Origin of the sequence: Synechococcus sp. Tobar12-5m-g (genome assembly GCF_024345415.1) — a bacterium.
Lineage (GTDB): Bacteria > Cyanobacteriota > Cyanobacteriia > PCC-6307 > Cyanobiaceae > Regnicoccus.
The window spans coordinates 15,808-31,810 of sequence record NZ_JAGQBB010000019.1 but is presented as its reverse complement, the minus strand read 5'-3'; the positions used below and the strand labels follow the sequence as shown (position 1 = coordinate 31,810).

Genomic DNA, 16,003 nt, shown 5'->3' with positions numbered 1-16,003 from the left:
CAGACTCGCCGCTGGTGGGAGCCTGCTGGGTTCCGCCAGCGGCGATCGCACGGGGCCCGATGTCCACACCCGAATCAGCGCCAGCCCAGCCGGGTTCGCTGCTGCAGATCCTGGGGGTCAGTTTCGGGATCGCCGGGGCGGTGGGGGGCACGATCGGGGCCGGCATTCTGCGCACCCCGGGCCTGGTGGCCGAGCAGCTCGGCAGCGCTCCCCTGATCGTGGCCGCCTGGGTGGCGGGGGCGCTCTACGCCCTGCTCGGGGCTTTTGCCGTGGCCGAACTGAGCGCCAGCCTGCCCCGGGCCGGCGGCTGGACCGTCTATGCCCGGCGGGCCCTGGGGGATCAGGCCGGCTTCTCCGTGGGCTGGATCGACTGGGTGGGCCACTGCGCCGGCCTGGCCTGGGTGGCGGTCACCATCGGCGACTACACGATCGGCCTGCTGCCGGCCCTGCCCGTAGGCAGCAAAGTGGTGGCCCTGCTGGTGCTGCTGGCCTTCGCGTTGATCCAGCGGCTGGGTCTGGAGGCCGGAAGCCTCAGCCAGAAGATCCTCAGCCTCGGCAAGGCCATCGCCTTCCTCGGCCTGATCACGGCCTGCTTTCTGCATGCTCCGGTGCAGGATCTGGCGGGCCTGGCCGAACCGCTGCTGGAAGCCCCGGGCCCCGCTGAGCCGGTGGCGGCTGGAGGGATCAGCCTCGGCATCGGCGCTGTGTTTGCCATGCAGGCCGTGATCACCACCTACGACGGCTGGCACAGTCCGATCTACTTCGCCGAGGAATTCGCCGAACCCAGCAAGGATCTGCCCCGCTCCCTGGTGGGCGGTGTGCTCAGCGTGGCAGGGCTGTATCTACTGGTGAATCTGGCGCTGCTGCGGCTGCTGCCGGTTTCGCGGATCGCCGGATCGGTGCTGCCGCTGGCCGATGCCGCCGAGGTGATCTTCGGAGCCTGGAGCGCTCAGCTGATCGTGGTGCTGGCCTTGATCTCCTCGTTCGGCCTCGTCAATGCCGTGGTGATGGGCGCGCCACGCATCCTCTACGGCCTCAGCCGTGATGGCTTGTTCCTGCCCCAGTTCGCTGCCGTGAGTGCCAGTGGCACGCCCGTGCTCGGGCTGGTGGTGACGGCCGGCACCGCTGGCTTGCTGGTGGCCTTCGGCGATTTCACGATCCTGCTGGGTATTGCCTCCTTCCTCTATGTGTTGCTGTATCTGAGCGGCATCAGCTCGCTGTTGCTGCTGCGCTGGCGCGAGCCTGGTCTGGAGCGGCCCTTCCGCGATCCTGGCTACCCGATCAGCGCCGCGATCGTCTGGTTGGGCTCCCTGGCCTTTCTGATTGCCGCGATCCGCAACGACACCGCAAACAGCGCCGGCGCCCTCGGCCTGATCCTGCTCAGCCTGCCCCTGCACCAGCTGACGCGGCGCCTGGCGCCGCCACCGCCGGCCTGAGCCCCCCCCGCACCAGCACCGGCGCCCGCTTGAAGGCGGGGGTGCCGCTGCGGCGATCCACCGGGACGCGGATGATCGCGTTCACCTCCGGATAGAACATCAGCGCGGCACCTTCGCGGATCTCGCCAGGGATGATCTCGATGCCCTCCAGGCGGCCGGCCTCGCCCTGCACCGTCACCTGCTGGTGGGCGGCCAGGCCGGAGCGGGCCAGATCGGTTCGGTTCATCAGGATCGTCTGACGGTGGGGCATGGCCCTGTAGGCATCGCCCGCCTTGTAGACCACGGTGTTGTGCTGGCCGTAGCTGCGGGCCGTGATCAGGACCAGCACCAGGCCCGGCTCCCCCGGCGCCAGGCCGCCGAAGTGGGCCGGCTCAGGGAGCTCCAGCGCCGGCAGGGGTGTGGGCTCCATCCGTGCTTTCCCTGATGGCGTGGGGAAGCTGGGCCGCTCGAACACCCGTCCTTCCACGCTGAATTCGCGCCTGGTGGCATCGATCGCGGCGATCGGGCCGTAGCCCGGCACGGTGCGGGCGATCAGCTGGCGCACGTAAACGGGATCCTGCAGGCGGCCCCAGTCGATTGGGTCGCTGCCCAGCAGCCGCCGCGCCAGTTCGGCCAGGAAGCCCACCTCGCTGATCAGGTCGGCGGCTTTGAGATGGGTGCTGCCGGGTTCATTGAGGCGCACGAAGTTGTTGCCCGATTCGGTGGTGGTGCGGTGGGGCGTCTCGAAGCGGTTGAACACCGGCAGCAGCAGGGTGTTCTTCGCCGCCAGACCGTGGAAATGGCCCTGGTTGGGCTTGGTGGCCAGATACGCGATCGTGTCGATCCGACCGAGGGCGCGGCGGGCCTGGCTGGAATCGGGATTCGCGCCCCAGAGGTTGCCGCCCAGGCACAGCAGCGTGTCGACCCGGCCGGCTTCGGCGGCCTCGATCAGGGCGCGGGTGTCGTAGCCGGGCACGGGGCTGAGCTGCCGGCCGAGCAGCTCCTCCAGGGCCTGCTGCATCGCGGCGCGCAGCTTCACGGTGACCCCCATCGAGCCGAAGCCCTGCACGTTGGAGTGGCCGCGGATCGGCATCGTGCCCGCCCCGGGCTTGCCCACGTTGCCCGTGAGCAGGGCGGTGTTGGCGATGGCATGCACGTTGGTGGTGCCGTTGGCGTGGTGGGTGATGCCCATCGCCCAGGCGAACACCACCCCTTGGGCGCGGCCGATCGCAGCGGCGGCGTGGGCCAGTTCCTCGCGGCAGAGGCCGCAGCAGTTGCTGATCGCCTCCCAGGAGGTGGCGCGGGCCTGCTCCAGCACCGCCTCCCAGCCCTCGGCGTGGGCCGAGAGGAACTCCCGGCGGATCTGATTGGCCTCCAGCAGGGCCTTCTGAATCCCCACGAACACGGCGGTGTCGCTGCCCGGGATCGGCTGCAGGAAGATCGAGGCGATCGGCGATCCCTTCAGCATCGAGCGGATCGGGAAGGCGGGCGAGCCGAACCTGAGCAGGCCCACCTCCAGCACCGGGTTGATCACGATCACCGTGCCGCCACGCTCCCGCAGCTGGATCAGCTCGTTCATCAGGCGCGGGTGGTTGGCGGGGGCGTTGGAGCCCACCAGCACCACACAGTCGGCCTGCTTGAGGCTCTCCAGGCTCACCATCGAGGTGCCCGAACCGAACACCTCACCCAGCCCCACGGTGGAGGGGGCGTGGCAGAGGTCGGAGCAGTCGGCCAGGTTGTTGGAGCCCAGGGCCCGCAGCAGCAGTTGCAGCAGGTAGGCGGCCTCGTTGGAGGAGCGACCGGAGCTGTAGGAGGCCAGCCGCTCGGGCGGGATGCGGAAGGCCGCTTCGGTGAGCTCGAAGACGTCGTCCCAGCCGAGGCGCTCGTAGTGGCTGCGGCCCTCCCGCAGGATCAGAGGGTGGCTCAATCGCCCCAGCCGGTCGGCCTCCAGGGAGCTGAGCTCCCGCAGCTGGCTGAGGCTGCGCTGGCCGAATACCCGCTCCGGCACGGCGGCCTGCAGTTCCGCCGAGATCGCTTCCACACTTTTGAGGCAGCGCTGCAGCGGTTCGCCCAGCTCGTCGACGAAGCCGCCGTTCTGGCCGCCGGTGCCCCAGGCGCAGGAGAGGCAGGCGCTCTTGTGCAGCAGCGTCTGCCAGAGCAGGGGCCCCTTCGGCGAAAGGCTGGCCTTGGCCCAGCCATCGATGACGGGCCAGCCGCCGCCCATGCCGGGGGTGCATGGCTCGGATGCCGGGTGGCTCGCCGACGTCGGGTCGTGGCTGTCCCCCATGGCACCGGTGTCACTGCGATCCACTCTGGCGCCACCCGTCCCTAACTGACTCAGTTGGCCCTGCTGAACAATGCCCCCAGGCGGTGCCACTCAAATCATGAGATGGCGGTCGGACGGCTCAACTGAAAGGCCCCGGCCATGGCCACGGAGACCTCGGCAACCTTCTGCTGGATGATGCCCGCTACAAACAGTGGCGTCGCAGCAACCATGGCAATCCGTAGAAAAGCATCATCGCCATTCTGCGTAGCTTGCGGCTGCTGGGCGAGGACATCGTCCAGATCAATCCCTGGCAGATCCAACCCTGGCCTTCACAAGATGTGTTCGCTCGTCGACGGCTGTAGTGACGACTCGACAGCATGATCTCCGTGATCCATTGATCACCCCATGGATGACTCCATGGCTGGAATGCATCGCTGGACGCATCAGAGCAGGCTTCCGCCGTAATCTCCACGCTCAACACCGCATTGATCCGCTGCCGTGACGCTCGCCACCATTCCCTTTCCGGTGATGCCGACGGCCGCTCGGGCCCTGACGCGTGGTCTGCGCGGATTGATGGAGGTCGACGGCGGACCGACAGCGGAGCAGCAACGGGTCTTCACGGTCCTGGCCACCCATCTGCTTGGGCAGCAGGCGAGCACGCTGGCGACGATGGAACCCCTCACCCCTGACCGGCTGGCTGAGGAGCTGGAGAATTCCCCCTGGCGCCGGCTGTTTCTCCAGATGGCCATCATCCTGGATCTTTGCCGACATCCCAAGAGCGAAGCTCAGCTGAAGCGACTGGAAATTTATGCGGAGGCCCTGCGGATCGATCCACCGCAACTCGAGATCGTGCGCGATTTTGCCCATCTCTCAGCAGCGGAGGCAACGGCCAAATTCGTTCGCATGTACGACAACTACATGCCCGAACTCTCCGAGCATCAGGATCATCAGACTGGCAGCGGCAAGCAGGACTACGACGATTCCTTCTTCGAAGCCATCGAACAATTGGCCGGGATGCCCTACGGCAGCCTGGGGTGGGCCTTCATCCAGCTCTATGAACGCAACGGCATGACCGTGCCGAGTCGCAACACGCCGAATCCCGGGTATTACGTCTGCCATGACATGAATCATGTGATCACCGGCTACGAACCCACGGGCCCCGGGGAAATCGCCCTGGGAGCGTTCAAGCTGGCCCTGAACAACAGCGATGCCAACTGGATGGCCTCACTCACGAACTTCCTGATCCATGAGGTGGGTCTCTTCAAGCACGGCACCGACCTGCAGTTCATCCCCTACGGCGGCGGCGGAGAGCCTTATCACGGCGTCGACGGCCGCCGGGGCGCTCTCGATCTTCCGGGCTCAGCGGAGCTCTTCGCGGAATCTCTCGTGCGGGGCGCGGCCTGCCGGGGTGACTTCAGCCAGTTGGATCATCTGTCCATCGCCGCGGAACCGCTGCTCGAGATCCGCCGCCGGTTTCACGTTCTGCCAATGCGGCAGCCCATGATCGATCAGCCCGATCTCTGGCCCAGCGACTACTGAGCAGATCTTCAGAAGTGGCGCTCTCCCCTCTGGCTTTTCCTGCCGCTGAGAGACCTGCAGGACGCTCCTGGCAGTCGATGAAGAGGGGGCCCCAGAGTGCCGGGCGGTGGGAGAGATCCAGAGACTGCATCCGCCGTGCTGAAGCCATGGCCGCGCAGGTTGGTATCCCAGTTCTCCCTGTCCCAACCCGTGCAAGGGGTCGAAGGCGGAGGCGTAACGCTGCGGATTGCTGCTGCGTCAGCCGCTGCCAGCAGGATGAGGATGAGGCTTAACGGAACCCAGGAATAGACAACCGAACGGTGATCCTCTTCGCCTGCCTGGGCGCGGTGCTGGGGCAGAGCGGACTGTTCATCGACCTGCCTTCGCTCCCCGATCTGGCCGCGGACTTCCGGATCGACGCCGCGGGCGCCCAGTCCACGATCGCCACCTACGCCCTGGGCTAGGGGTTCTCGCAGCTGCTCTGGGGCGCGCTGGCAGACCGCTTCGGACGGCGTCCCGTGGCCCTGGCGGGGATGGTCCTCTTCAGCGTCGCGCTCGTCGTCGTGCCCGGGTTCGCGCCCTTCCAGGCCCTGCGCCTGTGCAGGGGGTGGGGGCGGGCTGCGGCACCTCGGTGTCGCGGGCGACTCTGCGCGACGTGTTCAGCGACCGGCGGCTCGCAAAGGCGATGTCGTGGGTGAGCGTCTGCTTCGCTGGCGCCCTCGGTTTCGCCCCCTTCGTGGGGGGGCAGATCGCGCGGATCGCCTCCTGACGGGCGGACTTCATCCTGCTGGCCGATCCCCGTTTCCTGCTGCAGGCAGCCGTCTCCACGCTCGCCACCGGGATGATCGCCCTCTACGACACGGTGAGTCCCTTCGATCTCGAAACCAGGCTGGGACTGAGCCGCACCACCTTCGGCAATCTCTCGCTGAGCCTCACCGGCGCCTATCTCGTGGGGGCGATCCTGGTGAACCGCTTGGTGGTGCGGCTGGGGCAGGCGCGCCTGCTCGTCCTTGGCGCCGCCTGCGCGCTGGCCTGCGCTGCGGCGATGCTGCTGGCAGCTCTGGCGGGAGGGTTCAGCGTGGGCACCGTCCTGCTGCCGATGCTGCTGCTGGCCATTGCCCTGATCCTGGCGATGGTGGTGGGGGTCTATCGGAGACGCCTCCTGAGCCCGGCGCGATAGCAACAATCCATCGAACGGATCGACGGTTCAGTCGACAGCTCAGCGGTTTGGAATGATGCTGGCTGATCGATAATGACAACCGTTGCCAGCTGATTCACCCTCGAATCAGGGCTTCGGTTGCGCGCCCATGGAACCTGCCTCCCTTTCCACCTCCCAGCGGGTGCAGCTGCTGGTGAAGGCACTGAACGGTGCAAAGCGCACCAACGAAGCCCTGGCGGCCTGTGCCGATGGAGAGGCGATGGTGGAGGTGCTGCTCGCCGCCTCGTCCAAGCTCGGGCTGCGGCTGAGTCGCGCCGATCTGCTCGCCACGCCCCCGATCCGGGACTGGATCTGGTGGAAGAACAAGGAAGCCCTGTTGACGGTCGGCGATCAACGGCCGCGCCACCAGCAGGACGGCAGGGATGGGCCCGATCGGAAGCCCCCTGACGGCCGCCGCCGTTTTCTCGGCCTGTTCTGACTCCCGGCGGCGCCCACAGCTTTGGCAACTCTGCAGAAAGTCAACGGATTCAGGGCCCCTGGAGGGCCATGGAATCTGAGACGATGATCCATCTGGCGCGTCAGCAACCCAACACCTTGATTCCCACCCATCTCCACTGGCAGGCCAACGGTGAACTCCACCCGGAGGACGTTGAGCGTCTGAGCGAGCGCCTGCTGGCGGATCAGACCCTCGACGAAGTGCAGCTGCTGCTCATGGCGAGCTGGGTGATCGGAAAGCAGCAACAGGCGGCTTAGGAGTCCGAGGCGAGGGGATCGGGGATCGAAGCGCTTGGGGCCAGGAAACTGCCCTTGGCCACGAACTCGAGCCGCAGTTTCAGAAAGTCGATGAATTTGGGATCGGTGGACACCACGGCCGCGGCAGGCCTGGGAACGGTGCCTGCAACCGGTTGGAGCTCAGCAGCTGCCAGAAATGCGGGGGAGTGGATGAGCCAGAAATCGATCGGCTTGCCCACCTCTCCATAGTTGCGCACCCGCTCCCGCAACACTTCCTCCAGCGGTTCCTCGACGGTGAGAAACGCCTCGCTGGCGGCGACGAAGTAATAGGTGGTGGGGGAAGAGGCGCTCATGGGCTGATGCCACCGAACAGGGGGTCGTGGCGAGGATTCTGAACCAGCGTCTTCATCTGCCGCACCGCCTCTTGAAGGCCCACGGCCAGGGCCCGGGCCACGATCGTGTGGCCGATGTTCAACTCCTCGATCCCCTCGATCGCAGCGACCGGCTCCACGTTCTGGTACGTGAGCCCATGGCCCGCATTCACCCGCAGTCCGAGTTGGCAGGCCAGGGCGGTGCCCTCGGTGAGCCGGGCCAGTTCGCGCGGTTGGCCTGCCCAGCTCGCTTCGGCGTAGGCGCCGGTGTGGAGCTCCACCCAGCGGGCGTCACTGGCGCGGCTGGCCTCCAGCTGGCCGGGCTCCGGGTCCACGAACAGGCTCACGGGGATGCCGGCCGCCTGCAGCCGCCGCACCAGCGCCCCGATCGAATCGTGCTGGGCCGCCACATCCAGTCCCCCCTCGGTGGTCACCTCCTGGCGCTTCTCCGGCACCAGGGTGACCAGGTCGGGTCTGATCTCCAGGGCGATCGCCTCCATTTCGGCCGTGGCGGCCATCTCCAGGTTGAGGCGGCTGCGCACCGTGGCCCGCAGCAGCTCGAGATCGCGGAGCTGGATGTGGCGGCGGTCCTCGCGCAGATGCACGGTGATGCCATCGGCCCCGCCCAGCTCCGCCAGCAAGGCCAGGCTGACCGGATCGGGCTCCACGGCCCGGCGGGCCTGCCGCACCTGGGCGATGTGGTCGATGTTCACGCCAAGGCTGGCCATGGCAGAAACGCAGGCGTCTGGGGTGATCCTATGGATCGGCTCCAGGCCGCAGTGCCAACTGCCCGTCGTGCTGATCGATGCGGATGAAGGCCCCCTAGCTTGCCGATAGTTCAGCGCAGGCAGGTGGCAGTGCAATCGCGGCAGGATGCCATCCCCCCAATGGCGAGCCGCACCGAGCCGTGCCCCGCCGAACCCGCTCTGATGCTTCGGGAGCGCCGGATCTGTGCCGGGATCAGTCCGGCCCTGGCGCCGCTGGCCATGCTGGTCACCCAGGACCTTGCCCTGCCGTTCCAGTTCCGCCAGATCGAGGTGATCGGCTCCGAGCACCTGCCCAGCCAGGGCGCCGTGCTGTTGGCCCCCACCCACCGGGCCCGTTGGGACGCCCTGCTGATTCCCCGGGCCGCCGGCCGTCGCGTCAGCGGCCGGGATTGCCGCTTCATGGTCACCCGGACGGAGATGCAGGGGGTGCAGGGCTGGTTCCTGCATCGCCTCGGCTGTTTCCCCGTCGACCAGGGCAGGCCCGGCACCACCACCCTGCGCTACGCGGTGGATTTGCTGGCGGCAGGGCAGCAACTGGTCGTCTTCCCGGAAGGTCAGATCCGCCGCCAGGACGGACCGATCCGCCTGCATCAGGGATTGGCTCGCCTGGCTGTTCTGGCGTCCAGCCAGGGGGTGGCGGTGCAGGTGGTCCCAGTGGGAATCGGTTACGAACAGGAGCGCCCCCACCCCCGGAGCCGGGCGGCCCTCTGCTTCGGCTCCGTTCTGGGCGTGGAGGGCCAGGGGCGGGCCGCGGTGAAGGCACTGAATGAACGTCTGGCGGTGGCGATGCAAGCAGCCGAGCAGGCGGCCCGCCGGGCCGTGGGCCGCCCGATCGACGCCCCTTAGAGTCGTTCGGATCATTCGAACATTCACTGTGCGCCGGCCCCATGTCGCCCTCGGGCTTGCCCTGGCGGCAACCCTTGTTCCACTCTTCTCCGCTGCGGGGGCCTCGGCACAGAGCGAACCAGCCAAAGTGCTGGAGGGCTCCAGCATCGGCTTCAACCTGGCCTCGATCAATGGGTTGCTGGCCCGGGGCGATGCCGCCGTGGCCCGGGGTGATCTGGCTGCCGCCCGCAAGGATTACGACCTCGCCCGCGATGCCAGCCTGCGGTTGCTCGGTTTCTACCGCGACCTGAGTGGCTCCTTCCGGGGCCTCGATGCCAGGATTCCCAGGGAGATGGACCAGAAGGGCCGGGAGTCGCTGGAGGTGCTGGCCCAGGCCAACCTGCGGCTTGCGGCCCTGTTGCGCCGTCAGAATCAGCCGGAGGTGGCGGTGCCGCTGCTGGTGGAAGTGATCAAGATCATGACGCCGGCCCGCGAGGAGGGACGCAGGGCGTATCAGAGCCTGGTGGAGCTTGGCTTCGCCACCACCCCCTACACCGCTGGCGAGCCAGCTCCCTCCACAGGTTCGAAGTGAGCCGCTGATCAGCCAGAACGGGCGCACCAGCTTCTAGATTCCTGGCCAATGGACCACGAACCCAACCATGGTGCAAGCGGATCAGGTCAGAGCGGCGATCTGCGGCAGCCTGCCGGATGCCCAGGTGGAGGTGGATGACCTCACCGGTGGGGGCGACCATCTCCAGGTCAAGGTGACCTCCTCGGCTTTTGCCGGACTCTCCCGGATCAAACAGCACCAGTTGGTTTACGGAGCCCTGCGCCGTGAACTGGCCAGCGAGGCCATTCATGCCCTGGCCCTCCAGACTTCCATTCCATCCTGATTCCCATGGACACCGCCACCGAGCAACGCATCAAGACCCTGGTGAACAGTACCCCGGTGGTGGTGTTCATGAAGGGAACGAAGTTGATGCCGCAATGCGGCTTCTCCAACAACGTCGTGCAGATCCTCAATGCCCTGGGGGTGCCCTTCGAAACCTTCGATGTCCTCTCCGATCCTGAGATCCGCAATGGCATCAAGGAGTTCTCCGAATGGCCCACCATTCCCCAGGTTTACCTGAACGGAGAGTTCATCGGCGGCTCGGACATTCTCATCGAGCTGTACAACTCCGGTGAGCTTCGTGAAACCCTTGCCGTGGCGCTGGCCTCCTGAGGCGGCCTCTGGGTCCCATCCGTTCAGACCGCTGTTCGAACCGGCTGGGTCAAGCAGGCGTCGCGTTGAGGTGGATTGTCGCTGATCAGTTCCTGCCGCTGTGGTACAGGGTGCTGAGATCACCTTCGGGGCCGATGAAGCCGGAGGGATCAAGGATCCAACGATCGATGAGTTCCTCCAGCCTGTGTTGGGACTGGGCATCCAGCACCCCCGTGCGCCTCAAGGCGTGGAGGTATCCATCGGCGTAGAGGCGCAGTTCCGAAGGGCTGTGGTACCGGCTCACCAGGTCCTGGCAGGCGTCGCAGAGCGACTGGAAGTGGCGGATGGCTTCAGGGTTCTGCAGCGCAGTCATGGTGAGGCTTTGGCCTGGGGCAGGGGCTGGGGGCACCGAGCAGCCGGTGGCCGCTTCCCGGATAGCGAGTAGCCTAGGGAATCCTCAGGGACCCGATGTGGAGCTCAGGCCCAGCCAGAACCCTGACCATCCTCCCCAGTCTGATGGCCCCGGGGCTGGTGAACGTCGCAGCACCGCCGCTCCCCTGAAGCGAATCCTGGTGGTGGATCCGCACCCCACCCTGCGAACCGTCCTGGCCCAGCGGCTGCGCCAGGACGGCCATCTGGCAGCTGCCGTGGCGACGGCGGCCGAGGCTCTTCAGCTCTGTGAAGACCAGATGCCCGATCTTCTGGTGAGCGCCGAGTTGCTGGAGGAGAGCTCCGCTCTTCGTCTGGCCGCCCATCTGCGCTGTCCGGTGATGGTGCTCACGGCCCGAGCAGGGGCCGATCCCGTGGTGGCGATGCTGGATGCTGGCGCCGATGATGTGCTGCGCAAGCCCTTCGGACTGGAGGAGCTGGCGGCCCGTTGCCGCAGCCTGTTGCGGCGCAGCGGCAGTGGTCTGCAGGAACGGGTCTGCGTCGGCCCCCTGGAGGTGCATCTGCTGCTCCGCCAGGTGATGCTGCGGGACCAGCCGGTGGAACTCAGCCCCCGGGAATTCGCCCTGCTCTGCGCGCTGCTGATGCCCCCCGGAATCGTGCGCAGCCGCCAGGAGCTGCTGCGGATGGCCTGGCCCCCCTTCAGTGGTGGGCCCCGCTCCGTTGACACCCAGGTGCTCACCCTTCGCCGCAAGCTCGAGTTGGCCGGTCTTGGCGAGGGGGGCGGCATTGAAACCGTGCGGCAACAGGGCTATCGCTTCAGCCTTGAAACCCTTCCGGAAGCTGCGGGTGCCCTATCCGGCAACCTTTCGCTTCGGCCCGTTGCCAGCCCCAACTGATCAGCTGACCAGCCTGATCAGTTGACCTGCATCCATGGGGCTCTGCTGATTGCTCCCACTTCACCGATCAAGAGAAGCAAGCTGAGGACGGCAAGGGTCCAGTAGGTCCAGGGGGGCGTGATTCGCCCGATCCGCAGGGTGTCGAGTCCGCTGCCCTGCTGGAAGCGTTCCAGGAAATCCGGGAAGCGGCCCACCCGCTGGGGCAGGAGGTAGTGGCTTCCATGCCTGGATTTCACGTAGTGGACCGTGCCGCCCTGGCTGGTGGTGATCGGCACCAGGCCGGCAATCTCAGCCCAGCTCAGTTGCCAACCCCGGCGCAACAGCCAACCGCACCAAGCGGGATAACCCACGTGAATCCCATCGGCATCGAGAACGACCTGTTCGCTGAGCATGGCTCCCACCGGTAGGAGGCCGAGGGGCAAGGCGGCCCAGAGCCAAGGCTTCAGCTCGGGGGGAGCCACCATGGGGAGTGGCAGCACCAGGGCCAGATAGAGGGTCAACAAGGTGAAGCGGATCAGGGGAGCGATCGGGTAACGCATCGAACTGGCTGATTCTTGGCGAGGCCTCTCGTCAGCCATCTCAGAGGGCGGTGGGCCCAGCGGAGGCTCCAAAGGTCTCCCGCTCCTGGCCGCGCCAGAACTCCCCCATCCGCATCAGATCGGCGTGGGCGTCCTGAACCCGCAGAATGTATTCGTCCTGCCCCATGGCCTCCTTTTCTTCCTTGAGCTTGCTGAGCCGCAGTTGCATCAGCAGCCAGGGCTTGGTGAGGGCCCCCTTCTGCTCGAGGTAACGGGCCAGATCTTCGGAGCTGGGGGAGCTTCCCATCGGCCAATGTTTCGAATTGATTCGATCCTATGGGTCAAGGCCCGTTGCCGTGGTCGGAGTCTGAGCTGTTTGGGATCGATTTCCCGTCCCCGGGCCAAGCAATCAGTCGGGCAGGGCCCAGGGGTTGAGGCCCAGGTCGGCACCGACGCGGTGGGCGCAGGCAAATCCGCTGAAGGCCACGGCGTTGAGCCCCTGGCCCGGGAAGCAGGAATCCCCCACGCAGTACAGGCCCGGGATGGCGGTGCGGTTGAACGGCATCGGCAGCAGCCCCGGCAGTCGCAGGGCCGGAACCGGCCCATAGCTTCCCTGGTGGCGGCCGAGGAAGCGGCGGTGGCTGCGGGGGGTGCCGACCTCCTTGTGGATGATCGCCCCGGCCAAGCCCGGCAGGACCGCTTCAAGGCGGCCGATCAGCCGGTCGGCATCGGCCTGTTTCTTCGCTGCGTAGGTGCTTGGGGAGAGCCCCTGCCACGCCTCCATCGAGGACGGGGTGAAGGCATGAACGATCTGGTGGCCGGCCGGTGCCAGGGAAGAATCCAACAGGGTGGGGATCGACACGAACACCGTTCCCTGCTCGGCTTCCATGTCCTCCCAGCGCTCCAGCAACAGGTGGTGCACATGGCTGCCTGGGGGGATTGCGGCGGTTTTCACCCCCAGATGGAGCGACAGGAACGACGGCGAGGGCTTGTAGCGCTTGCGCCAGGTGCGCTCGGCATCCGGGGTGTGGGCGGCGCCCACCAGCGTGCCGAAGGTGTCCCAGCGGGTGGCGTTGGAGATCACCCGGCGGGCGCGGATCTGCTCGCCACCGGCCAGCTCCACCCCCACCGCCTGACCGTGCTCGAGCACCACCCGGATGACGCGGGCGCGGTAGCGGATGGCGCCGCGGTGGCGCTCCAGGCCGCGCACAAGGTGCTGGGCGATCGTGCCGACGCCTCCCTTGGGGTAGTTGATGCCGCCGGCATGGCGATCCGAGAACACCATGCCGGCGTTGATCATCGGCGTGCGGTCGGCCGGCATCACCGACCAGCAGAAGCACTCCATGTCGATGAACTTCAGCAGCTGGGGATCGGTGATGTGCCGGCGCGCCACGTCGCCGGCGTTCACCGGCAGCCAACGGGCCAGGCCCAGGCAGGCCAGGGGCGCCTTGAAGAACACCTTTGCCAGGTAGGCGGGATCCTCCAGGGACAGCAGCGGCATCGCGTCGAGGCAGCGAAACACCTGAGCGCAGGTGTCGTAGAAGGCGCGGATGCCTTTCGCTTCGTGGGGGAAAAGGGCGGTGAGTTCGGCAAGGAAGATGTCGTAGTTCCGGTCCACCGCCAGGTTGAGCCCGCCCGGCAGGTGGTATTGGAGCTGGGCCGGATCGGGAATCGTGTCCTGGTGTTCGCCCACGCTGGCCAGGGCGCGGGTGAGCAGGTTGGTGTGGCCCTTCTCGCCGAAGCCGAAGATCATCGAGGCGCCCACATCGAAGGTGTACCCCTCGCGCCTGAAGCTGCCGCCTGAGCCGCCCGGGATCAGGTAGCGCTCCAGCACCAGCACCTTCGCCCCTTTGGCGGCCAGCTGGGTGGCGGTGACGAGGCCGCCGATGCCTGAACCGATCACCACCGCGTCCCAGTCGCGCTGGAGGGTTGCCGCGACGGGTGGGGCAGCGGAAAGGGAGAAAGGGCGGCTGGAAGGAGCGGTCAAACGATCGGGATAGCGCCGGAGATGACCCTAGGGAGTGCTGCCGCTGGGGGGCCGTCCCATGCCACTGATCCTTTGAATCATGATGATCAAGATGATCACCTTGTCGACCCGCCAGATTTCCGCGACGCTGGACAAGGATCTCGTTCGCTTCCTCGACGAGACCACGGCCAACCGCTCCGCGGCCATCAGCGAGGCCCTGGAGCAGTGGCGCGATCTGCAGTGGCAGCGTCGACTCGCTGCCGCCTATGCCGAGCTCAACGAGGCTGGGGCGCTGGCCCTGAGCCGCCGGCTGCCCCTGGTGACATTCGATCGCAACTTCCAGCGGTACACCGATCTGGATGCCCTGCTGCTGTCAGAGCGGAAGGGAGGCTGATTGATCAGGCGCCCAGCAGGGGAACGCACGAGTTATGACCATGGTCAGCACCATGGTTTGAAAGGACTACATTTTGAGGGCCTCTCAACCCGAGGGGCCATGACCCATCAGATCAGCGCCTCCCAGTTCAAGGCCCGCTGCCTGGGTCTGATGGATCAGGTGGCGGCCAGCGGTGAGGTGCTGGTGATCACCAAGAACGGCCGCCCCGTGGCCGAGCTGCACCCCTGCCCAGGCCCGCGGCGCGACACCACCTTCGGACTCCACCCCAGCCTTGTGATCCGCGGCGATGTGATCGCCCCGCTGGCCGAACCCTGGGACGTTCTGGGGTGATCCTGCTCGACACCCATGTGCTGCTCTGGCTGGATCGGGATGACCCGGCCCTAGGCGCCGGCAGCCGCGCTGCCATCGAGAGCGCCTGGAAGGCCGGTGCGGTGGCGGTGAGCGCCATCTCCTTCTGGGAGGTGGCGATGCTGGATATCACGGGGCGGATCGTGCTGCCCCAACCGCCAACCGGATGGCGTCGGGACTGGCTGGAGGCCGGGCTGCTCGAGCAGCCGCTCGATGGCCCCGCGGCACTGCATGCCGCAGCCCTCGACGCGTTTCATCCGGATCCGGCCGATCGGTTCATCGTGGGAACCGCCCTGGCCGCGGGCGCCACCCTGTTGACGGCTGATCAGGCCGTCCTGCGCTGGCCAGGCCCGTTGACTTGTGAGGACGCAAGGGCCTGAGCTCGCCCCGACCAAACCATGGCGATGAAGCCGCGACTCGGGCTGATCAGAACCTGAACTTCCAATCAGCCATGGCTGTCTGCATGACATGGATCCCGCCTTCGCCCTTGCCTGCCCTTCGTGAGCAGGCCCTCGATGACCCTAGAGTGCAGAAATCTGCATCGTGCCTGGTGCGTACGACGCTCGACATCAACGACTCCCTCCTGGCCGCAGCCAAGGCGCAGGCGGCACGGGAGCATGTGCCGCTGACGCGGCTGATCGAAGAGGGGTTGGCGTTGCGCCTGCGCCCCAGATCGGAGCGCTCCAACTCAAAGGGGGTGGCCGTTCCCGTCCATGCCGGTGTCGGGGGGCTGAATCCGGCCATTGGCGATCCCTCCAGCAATCGAGCCCTGCGGGATGCGGCCGATGGGCTCGTGGAGCCGTGACGCCGGATGTCAACGTGCTGGTGGCTGCCTCACGCACGGACCATCCGCACCATCGGCCAGCCCTGGCCTGGCTGCAGGAAGCCCTGCTGGCCTGTGACCGCGGCCAGCGGTTCAGCCTGTTGCCCATGGTCGCGGCCGGATTCCTGTGCCTGGTCACCCACCCGAAGGTCTTCCTTCAGCCCACGCCGTTGGCTCAGGCGCAGGACTTTCTTACGGCGATCGAGGACAACCCTGGTGTGGGGCTGATGCCCCTTGGGGACGAGTGGCCCCTGTTCGAGCATCTCTGCCAGCAGCATTCCCTGGCTGGCAATGCGATCCCCGATGCCTGGATCGCGGCGGCCGTGCTGGCCAACCACGAACACCTGGTGAGCTTCGATCAGGGCTTCCGCCAGCTTCTGCGACCCCACCAACTGACGCTGTTGCGGTCCTGAT

25 protein-coding genes and 1 pseudogene are annotated in these 16,003 nt (G+C 66.9%); 18 read left to right on the top strand and 8 right to left on the bottom strand.

Annotated features, from left to right (window positions below; all coding sequences use genetic code 11):
- Positions 1–59 precede the first annotated feature (59 nt).
- Positions 60–1,436 carry an APC family permease gene (locus tag KBY66_RS11825; RefSeq protein WP_255089731.1) on the top strand — a complete coding sequence of 459 codons (1,377 nt, stop codon included), beginning with the start codon at positions 60–62 and terminating at the stop codon, positions 1,434–1,436.
- Here KBY66_RS11825 and KBY66_RS11820 read toward each other — a convergent pair.
- Both KBY66_RS11820 and KBY66_RS11815 read right to left on the bottom strand, forming a co-directional pair.
- Positions 1,381–3,702: an FdhF/YdeP family oxidoreductase gene (locus KBY66_RS11820; RefSeq protein WP_399225454.1), complete on the bottom strand. Its 2,322-nt coding sequence runs from the start codon at positions 3,700–3,702 to the stop codon at positions 1,381–1,383. The two genes, KBY66_RS11825 and KBY66_RS11820, sit on opposite strands and share 56 nt — an antisense overlap.
- A 95-nt stretch (positions 3,703–3,797) precedes the next feature.
- Positions 3,798–4,001, bottom strand: a complete 204-nt coding sequence (locus KBY66_RS11815; protein ID WP_255089730.1) for a hypothetical protein — start codon at positions 3,999–4,001, stop codon at positions 3,798–3,800.
- Positions 4,002–4,179: 178 nt separating this feature from the next.
- Here KBY66_RS11815 and KBY66_RS11810 point away from each other — a divergent pair, with 178 nt between their 5' ends.
- The 7 genes and pseudogenes from KBY66_RS11810 to KBY66_RS11785 all read left to right on the top strand — a co-directional run bounded on the left by KBY66_RS11810 (position 4,180) and on the right by KBY66_RS11785 (position 7,111).
- The gene (locus tag KBY66_RS11810) at positions 4,180–5,220 is read left to right on the top strand and encodes a hypothetical protein (RefSeq protein ID WP_255089729.1); all 1,041 of its coding nucleotides are present in this window, start codon (positions 4,180–4,182) and stop codon (positions 5,218–5,220) included.
- A gap of 299 nt (positions 5,221–5,519) precedes the next feature.
- Positions 5,520–5,663 (top strand): hypothetical protein, encoded by a 144-nt coding sequence (locus KBY66_RS11805; protein WP_255089727.1) that lies wholly within the window; start codon positions 5,520–5,522, stop codon positions 5,661–5,663.
- Positions 5,664–5,675: 12 nt separating this feature from the next.
- A pseudogene (locus tag KBY66_RS15895) lies at positions 5,676–5,813 on the top strand (hypothetical protein); the annotation flags it as partial.
- Between the two features lie 17 nt (positions 5,814–5,830).
- Positions 5,831–5,968 (top strand): hypothetical protein, encoded by a 138-nt coding sequence (locus KBY66_RS11800; RefSeq protein ID WP_255089726.1) that lies wholly within the window; start codon positions 5,831–5,833, stop codon positions 5,966–5,968.
- Positions 5,969–6,040: 72 nt separating this feature from the next.
- Positions 6,041–6,379 (top strand): hypothetical protein, encoded by a 339-nt coding sequence (locus tag KBY66_RS11795; protein WP_255089725.1) that lies wholly within the window; start codon positions 6,041–6,043, stop codon positions 6,377–6,379.
- A gap of 127 nt (positions 6,380–6,506) precedes the next feature.
- Entirely contained in the window at positions 6,507–6,836 is a 330-nt protein-coding gene (locus tag KBY66_RS11790; RefSeq protein ID WP_255089724.1) for a hypothetical protein, read from the top strand.
- Between the two features lie 83 nt (positions 6,837–6,919).
- A complete protein-coding gene (locus tag KBY66_RS11785) occupies positions 6,920–7,111 on the top strand; it encodes a hypothetical protein (protein ID WP_255089723.1) in 192 nt (63 codons plus the stop codon).
- Here the strand turns inward: KBY66_RS11785 and KBY66_RS11780 are convergent.
- Entirely contained in the window at positions 7,108–7,443 is a 336-nt protein-coding gene (locus KBY66_RS11780) for an MgPME-cyclase complex family protein (protein ID WP_255089722.1), read from the bottom strand. The genes KBY66_RS11785 and KBY66_RS11780 overlap by 4 nt on opposite strands.
- Positions 7,440–8,189, bottom strand: a complete 750-nt coding sequence (locus KBY66_RS11775) for a pyridoxine 5'-phosphate synthase (RefSeq protein ID WP_255089720.1) — start codon at positions 8,187–8,189, stop codon at positions 7,440–7,442. The genes KBY66_RS11780 and KBY66_RS11775 overlap by 4 nt, the downstream gene beginning before the upstream one ends.
- Before the next feature lie 159 nt (positions 8,190–8,348).
- Here KBY66_RS11775 and KBY66_RS11770 point away from each other — a divergent pair, with 159 nt between their 5' ends.
- The 4 genes from KBY66_RS11770 (at position 8,349) to grxD (ending at position 10,275) form a co-directional block, all read left to right on the top strand.
- A complete protein-coding gene (locus tag KBY66_RS11770; protein WP_399225459.1) occupies positions 8,349–9,074 on the top strand; it encodes a lysophospholipid acyltransferase family protein in 726 nt (241 codons plus the stop codon).
- 28 nt (positions 9,075–9,102) lie between these two features.
- The gene (locus KBY66_RS11765) at positions 9,103–9,645 is read left to right on the top strand and encodes a hypothetical protein (RefSeq protein WP_255089718.1); all 543 of its coding nucleotides are present in this window, start codon (positions 9,103–9,105) and stop codon (positions 9,643–9,645) included.
- A 67-nt stretch (positions 9,646–9,712) separates the two neighbouring features.
- Positions 9,713–9,946: a BolA/IbaG family iron-sulfur metabolism protein gene (locus tag KBY66_RS11760; RefSeq protein ID WP_255089716.1), complete on the top strand. Its 234-nt coding sequence runs from the start codon at positions 9,713–9,715 to the stop codon at positions 9,944–9,946.
- A 5-nt stretch (positions 9,947–9,951) separates the two neighbouring features.
- Entirely contained in the window at positions 9,952–10,275 is a 324-nt protein-coding gene (grxD, locus tag KBY66_RS11755) for a Grx4 family monothiol glutaredoxin (RefSeq protein ID WP_255089715.1), read from the top strand.
- Between the two features lie 85 nt (positions 10,276–10,360).
- Here grxD and KBY66_RS11750 read toward each other — a convergent pair whose 3' ends face one another.
- Positions 10,361–10,627: a DUF6761 family protein gene (locus KBY66_RS11750; RefSeq protein ID WP_255089714.1), complete on the bottom strand. Its 267-nt coding sequence runs from the start codon at positions 10,625–10,627 to the stop codon at positions 10,361–10,363.
- Positions 10,628–10,811: 184 nt separating this feature from the next.
- Here KBY66_RS11750 and KBY66_RS11745 point away from each other — a divergent pair, with 184 nt between their 5' ends.
- Positions 10,812–11,540, top strand: coding sequence for a response regulator transcription factor (locus KBY66_RS11745; RefSeq protein ID WP_255089779.1), 729 nt, complete (start codon positions 10,812–10,814; stop codon positions 11,538–11,540).
- A 17-nt stretch (positions 11,541–11,557) separates the two neighbouring features.
- Here the strand turns inward: KBY66_RS11745 and KBY66_RS11740 are convergent, their stop codons facing one another.
- From KBY66_RS11740 to crtH, 3 genes are all read right to left on the bottom strand, one after another.
- Entirely contained in the window at positions 11,558–12,079 is a 522-nt protein-coding gene (locus KBY66_RS11740; RefSeq protein WP_255089713.1) for a hypothetical protein, read from the bottom strand.
- 40 nt (positions 12,080–12,119) lie between these two features.
- Entirely contained in the window at positions 12,120–12,365 is a 246-nt protein-coding gene (locus KBY66_RS11735) for a hypothetical protein (RefSeq protein ID WP_255089711.1), read from the bottom strand.
- Positions 12,366–12,467: 102 nt separating this feature from the next.
- On the bottom strand, positions 12,468–13,964 hold the full coding sequence (gene crtH / locus KBY66_RS11730) for a carotenoid isomerase (RefSeq protein WP_255089778.1): 1,497 nt from the start codon (positions 13,962–13,964) through the stop codon (positions 12,468–12,470).
- Between the two features lie 172 nt (positions 13,965–14,136).
- On the opposite strand from crtH, the gene KBY66_RS11725 reads away from it, so the two are divergent.
- From KBY66_RS11725 to KBY66_RS11705, 5 genes are all read left to right on the top strand, one after another.
- Complete coding sequence (locus KBY66_RS11725; RefSeq protein ID WP_255089710.1) at positions 14,137–14,418, top strand: hypothetical protein; 282 nt, start codon at positions 14,137–14,139, stop codon at positions 14,416–14,418.
- A 99-nt stretch (positions 14,419–14,517) separates the two neighbouring features.
- Positions 14,518–14,748, top strand: coding sequence for a type II toxin-antitoxin system Phd/YefM family antitoxin (locus tag KBY66_RS11720; RefSeq protein WP_255089709.1), 231 nt, complete (start codon positions 14,518–14,520; stop codon positions 14,746–14,748).
- Positions 14,745–15,146 (top strand): type II toxin-antitoxin system VapC family toxin, encoded by a 402-nt coding sequence (locus KBY66_RS11715; RefSeq protein ID WP_255089708.1) that lies wholly within the window; start codon positions 14,745–14,747, stop codon positions 15,144–15,146. The genes KBY66_RS11720 and KBY66_RS11715 overlap by 4 nt, the downstream gene beginning before the upstream one ends.
- Before the next feature lie 170 nt (positions 15,147–15,316).
- Complete coding sequence (locus KBY66_RS11710) at positions 15,317–15,571, top strand: hypothetical protein (RefSeq protein ID WP_255089707.1); 255 nt, start codon at positions 15,317–15,319, stop codon at positions 15,569–15,571.
- On the top strand, positions 15,568–16,002 hold the full coding sequence (locus KBY66_RS11705) for a TA system VapC family ribonuclease toxin (RefSeq protein ID WP_255089706.1): 435 nt from the start codon (positions 15,568–15,570) through the stop codon (positions 16,000–16,002). Before KBY66_RS11710 ends, KBY66_RS11705 begins: the two co-directional genes overlap by 4 nt.
- Position 16,003 lies beyond the last annotated feature (1 nt).